The organism is Kribbella albertanoniae, from assembly GCF_004348455.1.
Lineage (GTDB): Bacteria > Actinomycetota > Actinomycetes > Propionibacteriales > Kribbellaceae > Kribbella > Kribbella albertanoniae.
Genome location: NZ_SMKA01000372.1, coordinates 1 through 7,001 on the forward strand (window position 1 = coordinate 1; position 7,001 = coordinate 7,001).

Consider the following 7,001-nt stretch of genomic DNA (forward strand, 5'->3'; position numbering starts at 1 on the left):
GCCCCCACGCCGCCAAACCCGCAGATCACGCCACCACCCACACGACTACGGCGCCGCCCTGCCGAGACCACAAACGAGCTCATCTTGCTTCTGGCCAAGTGAAAAGACGACTTTGCCGAGGCCCTGGCTAGTCAACGAGCTTGCAGAGTGCCATGGTGGCGTAACAGATGTTCAATCTTCGTACATCAATTGGCAGACCCCGCAGAATAGCTCAGATGATCCGCGTTAGAGGCCCAGTTAGACGAGAGGTAGATAGTTCGCATGCATGACGGTCATAGATGCCGAGCTTTAGTCGCCATAGTTTCTAATTCGAATGTTCCCAAGAACAGTGACTATCGTCCGGTGGTGGAGGTTATCACCACTACGACGGACGCACTCTGTGACGATCTAGAGTATCGGCCATCGGACATATCTATAGCCGCTGTCTATCGGGGGCTCATCTTATGTGACGTCATCGCAGGCATTGCGGTCCGCTCATCCTCACCTCTCGCGCTACGCAACCTAGACGCCACAAATGCGCTGATTGATCAAGGTTTGCGAGCCATAGATAGCAACTCGGAAAGTCGGGAACTCCAACGTCTGGCGGGTCATTATCGGCCAGGAACCGCAGAGTCTTTTACAGATAGCGAGTTGGATACCTTGCGTATCGGCCTGGTTACCATTGCCTCAGTTATGGAGTTGGCAACGGATGGTCCCGGAATTCGTGCCGTAAGTAGGCAGGACACGGATTCATGGCTCAGACTGAAAGACACGGCTCACCAACTGATGAGAATTCACTATGATGACCAGTTTACTGGCGCTGGGGAGGCCCGGTCCGTCGTGCCGCTCCAGTGGTACCCCCTAGAGGGACCAGCCGACGAGCGCCTGCGCCTCTAGGCAGAGGCTGTAGACCGCCGGAAGTGCACTCTGACCTGCGGAAACGTCAACGGGGTAGGTTCTGCCACTTGACTACGATGAAGATCCTGTCCGGGATCCTGCACCCGACGGCCGGCCGGGTCAGCGTGCTCGGCGACACCCCGTGGCAGCGCCGGTCGGCGTTCCTGAAGCGGATCGCGTTCGTCCGCGGCAGCCAGCCGGTCGGTGGTTCGCAGGAGTTGACAGTGATGGACAGCCTCGAGTACCAACGGCTCCTGTACGACGTCGCCCGCCCCGACTTCCGCCGTACCCTCGACGAACTCCAGGCGCTCCTCGACCTCCAACTGGATCGGCAACTCCGAGCGCTCAGCCTCGGCGAGCGGATGCGGGTCGGGCTCGCGATGGCGCTCATCTACCGCCCCGAGGTGCTGTTCCTCGACGAGCCGTCGATCGGTCTCGACGTCACCGCGGGCAGTCAGATCCGCGAGTTCGTCGCCGAGTACGTCGCCACCACCGGCGCCACCGTGCTGCTGACCAGCCACTACATGGCCGATGTCGCGTCGCTCTGCCCGCGGCTGATCCTGATCGACCAGGGCAAACTCGCGTACGACGGTCCGCTGGCCGAACTGTCCGCCCGGCTCTCGCCGTACAAGCTGATCCGGATCACGACGCGTGATGAGGTGCGGGACCTGCGCGTCCCGAGGGACGAGGTCGCGCAGACGACGGCCAAACTCCTCCAGGCCGGTGACGTGATCGACCTCGCTGTCGAGGAGCCGCCGCTGGAGAAGGTCATCGACCAGGCTTATCGGGAAGGCGTGTGATGAGAGCGCTGACCCTGCTCACCTTCCGCATCCGGCAGCAGGTGCTCGAGTGGTCCGGCGCGTGGTGGTTCCTGCTGACGCTCGTCGTCCAGGCGGTGATCGCCCCGCTGATCGGCCTGTTCATCTGGTCCGCGGTCTACCCCGACGATCCCACCATCGCCCGGTACTACGTCGCGATCATCCTGGTCACGTTGATGACCGAGTCGTTCGAGCAGCACACCTTCTCCAATCGCGTGTACGACGGAACGCTCAGCCACGAACTGCTCCGGCCGCAACCGGTCGTACTCGGCGTCCTCGGCGAGAACCTCGCGATCCGCGGCTGGCTGACGTTGCTCGGGGCACCAATCGTGCTGGTGACCGCGTTCGCGCTGGGCACCACGTTCGCCTGGCGGTCCGTGCTGCTGGCGATCCCCGGGATCGCGCTGGCCGCCGTACTGATCTTCCTCTTCACGTTCTTGCTCTCGCTGACCGCGTTCTGGACCGACCGCGTGCACTCGGTGGTCGGGTTCGGCAGCCAACTCGGGTTCCTGCTCGGCGGTACGGCGGCCCCGATCGCCTTGCTGCCCGACGGGTGGGCCCGGGTCGCCGAAGTGCTGCCCTTTTACGGGATGCACGGGCTGCCGGCCGAGATCGCTTCCGGTAGCCGGTACGACGGTTCGCTCGGTTATCAACTCGGTTGGGTGGTGGTTCTGGTGGTGGCGGTCTCGGTGGTTTGGAGAGCCGGCGTGCGGCGGTACACGGCGGTGGGATCGTGAAGCTGCTGCGCCTGTTCGGAGCGGGGTTCTCGATGTCGCTGCGCCGGAGTGTCGCATTCCGGGTCAACCTGCTCTTCGACGTGATCCTGGCGTTCACCGGTCTCGGTACGACGATCGCCGCCGTACTGATCGTGTTCACCCGGACTGACACCGTGGGTGGTTGGTCGAAGGCGGAGTTCCTGGTGCTGATCGGGACCTACGAACTGATCACCGGGCTGCGATCCGCGTTCATCGACCCGAATCTCTCCTGGTTCCCGGACAACGGGATCCGCAACGGCAAGCTGGACAGCTACCTGCTGCAGCCGGCCCCGAGTCTGTTCCTCGCGAGCCTGTCGCTGTCCTCACCGCTGGCGTTGATCGGGTGTGCGCTCGGCGCATCGGTGTTGGGCTGGGGGATCAGCGCTGCAGCCGAGAAGCCGAGCCTGTACGGCGTACTGAGCTGGCTGCTGCTGATGGGCGCCGGCCTGGTGGTGACGTGGGCGCTGAGTGTGCTGCTGGCCTGCCTGGCGTTCTGGGCGCCGAAGCTGCAGCTTGACGTGTTCTACCACTCTGCTTGGCAGCTCGGCCGCTATCCGACTGATGTGTTCGCGCGGCCGATTCGGTTCGCGCTGACGTATGTGTTCCCGTTGGCGCTGATCGCGGCGGTGCCGTCGGCGGCGCTGCTCAACGGGGCCGGTCTGGCTCAACTAACCGGTTGGTTGCTTATCGCCTTGGTCGCGGCCGGGTTGGCACAGCTCGCCTGGAGGGCGGGGCTCCGGCGATATACAGGTGCGACGTCGTAGCGGTCCTGGGTAGCGTGCGTGGATATGGCTGACGACTTGTTTGCGGTCCCGCGGCTGGCTGCGGTGTACGACGCGTTGGAGCCGGCGGTACGCGACGACCTGGAACCCTATGCGGCGATGGTGACCGAGTTCGGCGCCGAACGGGTGCTGGATGTTGGTTGCGGGACCGGAGAGCTGGCCTGTCTGCTGGCCGGGCGCGGCGTCGAGGTGATCGGGGTGGATCCGGCGGCGGCCTCACTGGAGGTTGCCCAGGGCAAGGAGTTCGCGGACCGGGTGCGCTGGCTGCACGGCGACGCGACGACGTTGCCGCCGTTGCAGGTCGATCTGGCTGTGATGACGGGGAACGTGGCGCAGGTCTTCCTGACTGAGGAGGAGTGGTCGGCGACGGTGGCCGGTATCCGTGCGGCGTTGAAGCCAGGTGGGCGATTCGTGTTCGAGACGCGGGATCCGGCGTACCGGGCCTGGGAGCAATGGGCCGAGTGGTCACGCGAAAGCACCTACCGGGAGGTGGTGCTGCCCAGCGGGGAGACGGTGGCGAACTGGGGTGAGCTGACGCGGGTCGAGCTGCCGTATGTGAGCTTCCGCGGGACGTATGTCTTCAGTTCCGACGGGGCTGAATTCACGTCGGATTCGACGCTGTGGTTCCGGGATCGGAATGAGGTGTCGCTGGACGGTTTTGAGGTCGACGAGGTGCGGGATGCGCCGGATCGGCCGGGGATGGAATTCGTGTTTGTGGCTAGGAAACTGTGAGCAAGGCGGTCAGGGTGTGGTGGGCGGTGCGGGACATCACCGGGTTCGTCTCGACGTAGTACCAGAGGCAACCGATGGCCTGCGCGAACGACCAGCCCATCCCGCGCGCCCATTCCGCGTCGTCGCTGCCGAGCGCCGTACGGAACGCTGCCCGTGCTGTTGGATCGAGGAGGTTCCAGGCGGGTTGGAGGTCCATGGCGGGGTCGGACACGGTGAAGGTGCCGACGTCGATCACCCCGGCCAGCCAGCCGTCCGCGGCCAGCAGGTTGCCGGGCATCAGGTCGCGATGCGTCCAGACGTCGGGCTCGGTCCGCGGCGTCTCCCGCAACACCGACCACAGCCGGGCTAGTGCATCCACGTCGATCATTCCGCGACTACGTTCCAGCCCATCGGCGACGTACTCGTCCTGAGAAGTCAGTACGCCGCCTCGCCAGGAGCCGGTGAACACGCGGCCCTCGGTCGGTTCGGCGCGAAGAGCGAGCACGAACCGGGCGAGGTCCTCGGCGAAACCCACTGACCCGGCGACATCCGCGTCGTACGCCGTCGTCCCGTCCAGCCACGTGTAGACGGCCCACGGGAGCGGGTAGCCGTCGCCCGGCTCGCCCAGGGCGATCGGCCGGGGAGTCGGGTACGGCGATATCGCGTGCAACCGCCGAGCCGCCCCCATCTCGTCCTCAAGCTCCCGGCGAACCTGCACGGGGTCGCCGGGCTGGAGGGGAAACCGCGCGACGAAGGTGCTGCCGGGCGACGGGGTTTGCTCGCGACCGGATGTCCAGACCTCGTCGGAGGGCGCGCTGCCCTCGATCCGGAACAACGCGTTCACCGTTCCGTGGGAGGGCACCGGACGGATCTCGTAACCCGACCAGGACGGGAACTGCGTCCGGATCAGGTGTTCGACGAGGTTGGGGGTGATTTCCAGTTGGTTGGCGTGCATCAGGGGGTGGCCAGGGGGCGGGTGCGTTCGGTGGCCAGGCGGATGGCGAAGACGGCGAGCGCCGTACCGGTGAGGTAGCGGTGGATTCGCATCCAGGTGGGACGGCGGGTGAGGAAGACGGCGACTGAGCCGGCGGTGATGATGAAGACCGCGTTCATTGCGACGCCGACCACGAGTTGGGTCAGGCCGAGGATCAGGCTCTGCAGGCCGAGGTGGCCGCGGCCCGGGTCCAGGAACTGCGGGAGCAGGGAGATGTAGAGGATCGCGATCTTCGGGTTCAGCAGGCAGGTGAGCAGGCCCATGCCGAAGAGCTTGCGGGAGCTGTCGGGCTCGAGCTCCTGGGTGGCGAAGACTGAGCTGCCGCCGGGGCGGAGGGCGTTCCAGGCGAGCCAGAGCAGGTAGGCGGCACCGGCGAACTTCAGCACCACGTAGATCTCCGGGACCAGCGCGAACAGCGTCGCCAGCCCGGCGCTTGCCGCCAGCAAGTACACCAGGAAGCCGACGCCGACCCCGGCGAGCGAGGTCAGCCCGGCCCGGCGGCCCTGCGCGATCGACCGCGAGATCAGGTAGATCATGTTCGGCCCTGGCATCACCACCAGCCCGAGCTCCACCAGCGCGATCCCGATCAACGCCTCACCACTCACCGGCATACCGGCTCCTCTCCCTCAGGCCCGAACCTAACAGCGCGCGGGACCGGCGTACGGGGGATTTTCAGCGGCTGAGATACCTTGCGGGGGTGGAGCAGGAGTGCATGCGGTGCGGGAAACCGGTCGAGGAGAGCCGGGAGGACTACGAGCTCTTCGAACGCATGCACTGGGAATGTTTCCATTTCGCGTTCGAGCACAATCTGTACGGCGAGGTCGCCGAGGACGCCGATTGTGGGCAGCCAGGGTGCCCGGTGACCGCGTGACGGTATTCCGGTCGCTCGCAGGTCTCGAACTCGGATAGCGTGTGCGTGTACGCCTGACGGTTTGAAGGAGACGGTATGAGCGAAAAGGCCAGCAAGCCGGCGGACGATCTGCAGAAGAAGTTCAGGGAAGCGCTGGAGAAGAAGAACGCCAACCACGCGGCACACCCCGGCTCGGGGAACCGCAAGGAGGGTGTCGGCGAGGCCCACAACGACAAGCAGAAGCGCCAGTTCCGGCGCAAGTCCGGCAGCTGAGATCCGCCAACTGTCCATCCATCCGCATGAGCCCCGGGTTCCCGCCCGGGGCTCGACTCTTTCCTCGGTATTCTCAGCAGGTGAGTGTGCCGCTGCATTACGTGGTCAAGACCCGGCTCATCGAGTTGGTGGAGGAGCTCGGGGAGGGCGCCGGCCTGCCGCCTGAGCGGGTGCTGGCGAAGGACTTCGGGGTGTCGCGGTGGACCATGCGGCAGGCGATCCGGGAGCTGATCGCGGACGGGCGGTTGCGGGCGCGGCAGGGCCAGGGGACGTTCGTGGCGACGCCGAAGATCGTGCAGCCGCTGGCGCTGGTGAGCTACACCGAGGCGCTGCGCGCGCAGGGGCACACGCCGGCGCGTGAGGTGGTCAAGTTCGACGAGATCCCGGCGAGCGACGTACTGGCCGAGCAGTTGGCCATCGCGCCTGGTGATCCTGTGTTCGAGCTGGAGCGGGTCCTGTTCGCGGATGAACAGCCGATCGGGCTCGAGACGACGTACCTGTCGGTGGCGCGCTTCCCGACCCTGCGCGAGGTGCTGGAACCAACCGGCTCGCTGTACCGCTGCCTCGTCGGCCAGCTCGGCGTCGAGTTCGGCGAGGGCGAGGAACTGCTCGAAACCGTGATCGCGTCCCCCCGCGAGGCCGACCTCCTCAAGGCCACCCAGCAACTCCCCATGCTCCTCCTCCACCGCCAAACCCGAGACAGCGCCGGCCACCCCCTCGAGGTAGTCCGCTCCCTCTACCGAGGCGACCGAGTCGGCTTCCGCGCCACCCTCCGCCCGTAACCACCCCGCTTTGTGGAGTCCTGCGGTCTCTCCGAGCCTGTAGCGAAATGGCGTTTTGCCGGCCGGGGCATCGAATCTGTCGGGCTGGTCGGGCTGGGTGGCCCCGGGGTCAGGTTGCTGGGTGGAGGGTGTGGTTGTGGAGTTTGAGGAGGTTGACCAC

9 protein-coding genes are annotated in these 7,001 nt (G+C 65.8%); 7 read left to right on the plus strand and 2 right to left on the minus strand.

Annotated features, from left to right (window positions below; genetic code table 11):
• Positions 1-953 precede the first annotated feature (953 nt).
• Genes E1261_RS41725 through E1261_RS41740 form a run of 4 tightly spaced genes read left to right on the plus strand, consistent with a single transcriptional unit; the run spans position 954 to position 3,963 of the window.
• The gene (locus tag E1261_RS41725) at positions 954-1,676 is read left to right on the plus strand and encodes an ATP-binding cassette domain-containing protein (protein WP_132415329.1); all 723 of its coding nucleotides are present in this window, start codon (positions 954-956) and stop codon (positions 1,674-1,676) included.
• The gene (locus E1261_RS41730; protein ID WP_132415316.1) at positions 1,676-2,431 is read left to right on the plus strand and encodes an ABC-2 family transporter protein; all 756 of its coding nucleotides are present in this window, start codon (positions 1,676-1,678) and stop codon (positions 2,429-2,431) included. Before E1261_RS41725 ends, E1261_RS41730 begins: the two co-directional genes overlap by 1 nt.
• On the plus strand, positions 2,428-3,213 hold the full coding sequence (locus E1261_RS41735) for an ABC transporter permease (RefSeq protein ID WP_132415318.1): 786 nt from the start codon (positions 2,428-2,430) through the stop codon (positions 3,211-3,213). Before E1261_RS41730 ends, E1261_RS41735 begins: the two co-directional genes overlap by 4 nt.
• A 24-nt stretch (positions 3,214-3,237) precedes the next feature.
• Positions 3,238-3,963 (plus strand): class I SAM-dependent methyltransferase, encoded by a 726-nt coding sequence (locus E1261_RS41740; RefSeq protein ID WP_132415321.1) that lies wholly within the window; start codon positions 3,238-3,240, stop codon positions 3,961-3,963.
• On the opposite strand, the gene E1261_RS41745 is transcribed toward E1261_RS41740, so the two are convergent.
• Both E1261_RS41745 and E1261_RS41750 read right to left on the minus strand, forming a co-directional pair.
• Positions 3,950-4,897 (minus strand): aminoglycoside phosphotransferase family protein, encoded by a 948-nt coding sequence (locus E1261_RS41745; protein WP_132415323.1) that lies wholly within the window; start codon positions 4,895-4,897, stop codon positions 3,950-3,952. The two genes, E1261_RS41740 and E1261_RS41745, sit on opposite strands and share 14 nt — an antisense overlap.
• On the minus strand, positions 4,897-5,547 hold the full coding sequence (locus E1261_RS41750; RefSeq protein WP_132415325.1) for a LysE family translocator: 651 nt from the start codon (positions 5,545-5,547) through the stop codon (positions 4,897-4,899). The genes E1261_RS41745 and E1261_RS41750 overlap by 1 nt, the downstream gene beginning before the upstream one ends.
• Before the next feature lie 86 nt (positions 5,548-5,633).
• Here E1261_RS41750 and E1261_RS45670 point away from each other — a divergent pair, with 86 nt between their 5' ends.
• The 3 genes from E1261_RS45670 to E1261_RS41755 all read left to right on the plus strand — a co-directional run bounded on the left by E1261_RS45670 (position 5,634) and on the right by E1261_RS41755 (position 6,841).
• Positions 5,634-5,807 (plus strand): hypothetical protein, encoded by a 174-nt coding sequence (locus tag E1261_RS45670; protein ID WP_165952828.1) that lies wholly within the window; start codon positions 5,634-5,636, stop codon positions 5,805-5,807.
• Positions 5,808-5,882: 75 nt separating this feature from the next.
• A complete protein-coding gene (locus tag E1261_RS45675) occupies positions 5,883-6,059 on the plus strand; it encodes a DUF5302 domain-containing protein (RefSeq protein ID WP_165952829.1) in 177 nt (58 codons plus the stop codon).
• An 80-nt stretch (positions 6,060-6,139) separates the two neighbouring features.
• On the plus strand, positions 6,140-6,841 hold the full coding sequence (locus E1261_RS41755; protein WP_132415327.1) for a GntR family transcriptional regulator: 702 nt from the start codon (positions 6,140-6,142) through the stop codon (positions 6,839-6,841).
• Positions 6,842-7,001: the final 160 nt, after the last annotated feature.

Excerpts from the sequence above, each read along its gene's own strand:
- E1261_RS41725 (WP_132415329.1), top strand. The coding sequence starts at position 954 with ATGAAGATCCTGTCCGGGATCCTGCACCCGACGGCCGGCCGGGTCAGC.
- E1261_RS41730 (WP_132415316.1), top strand. The coding sequence starts at position 1,676 with ATGAGAGCGCTGACCCTGCTCACCTTCCGCATCCGGCAGCAGGTGCTC.
- E1261_RS41740 (WP_132415321.1), top strand. The coding sequence starts at position 3,238 with ATGGCTGACGACTTGTTTGCGGTCCCGCGGCTGGCTGCGGTGTACGAC.
- E1261_RS41745 (WP_132415323.1), bottom strand. The coding sequence starts at position 4,897 with ATGCACGCCAACCAACTGGAAATCACCCCCAACCTCGTCGAACACCTG.
- E1261_RS41750 (WP_132415325.1), bottom strand. The coding sequence starts at position 5,547 with ATGCCGGTGAGTGGTGAGGCGTTGATCGGGATCGCGCTGGTGGAGCTC.
- E1261_RS45675 (WP_165952829.1), top strand. The coding sequence starts at position 5,883 with ATGAGCGAAAAGGCCAGCAAGCCGGCGGACGATCTGCAGAAGAAGTTC.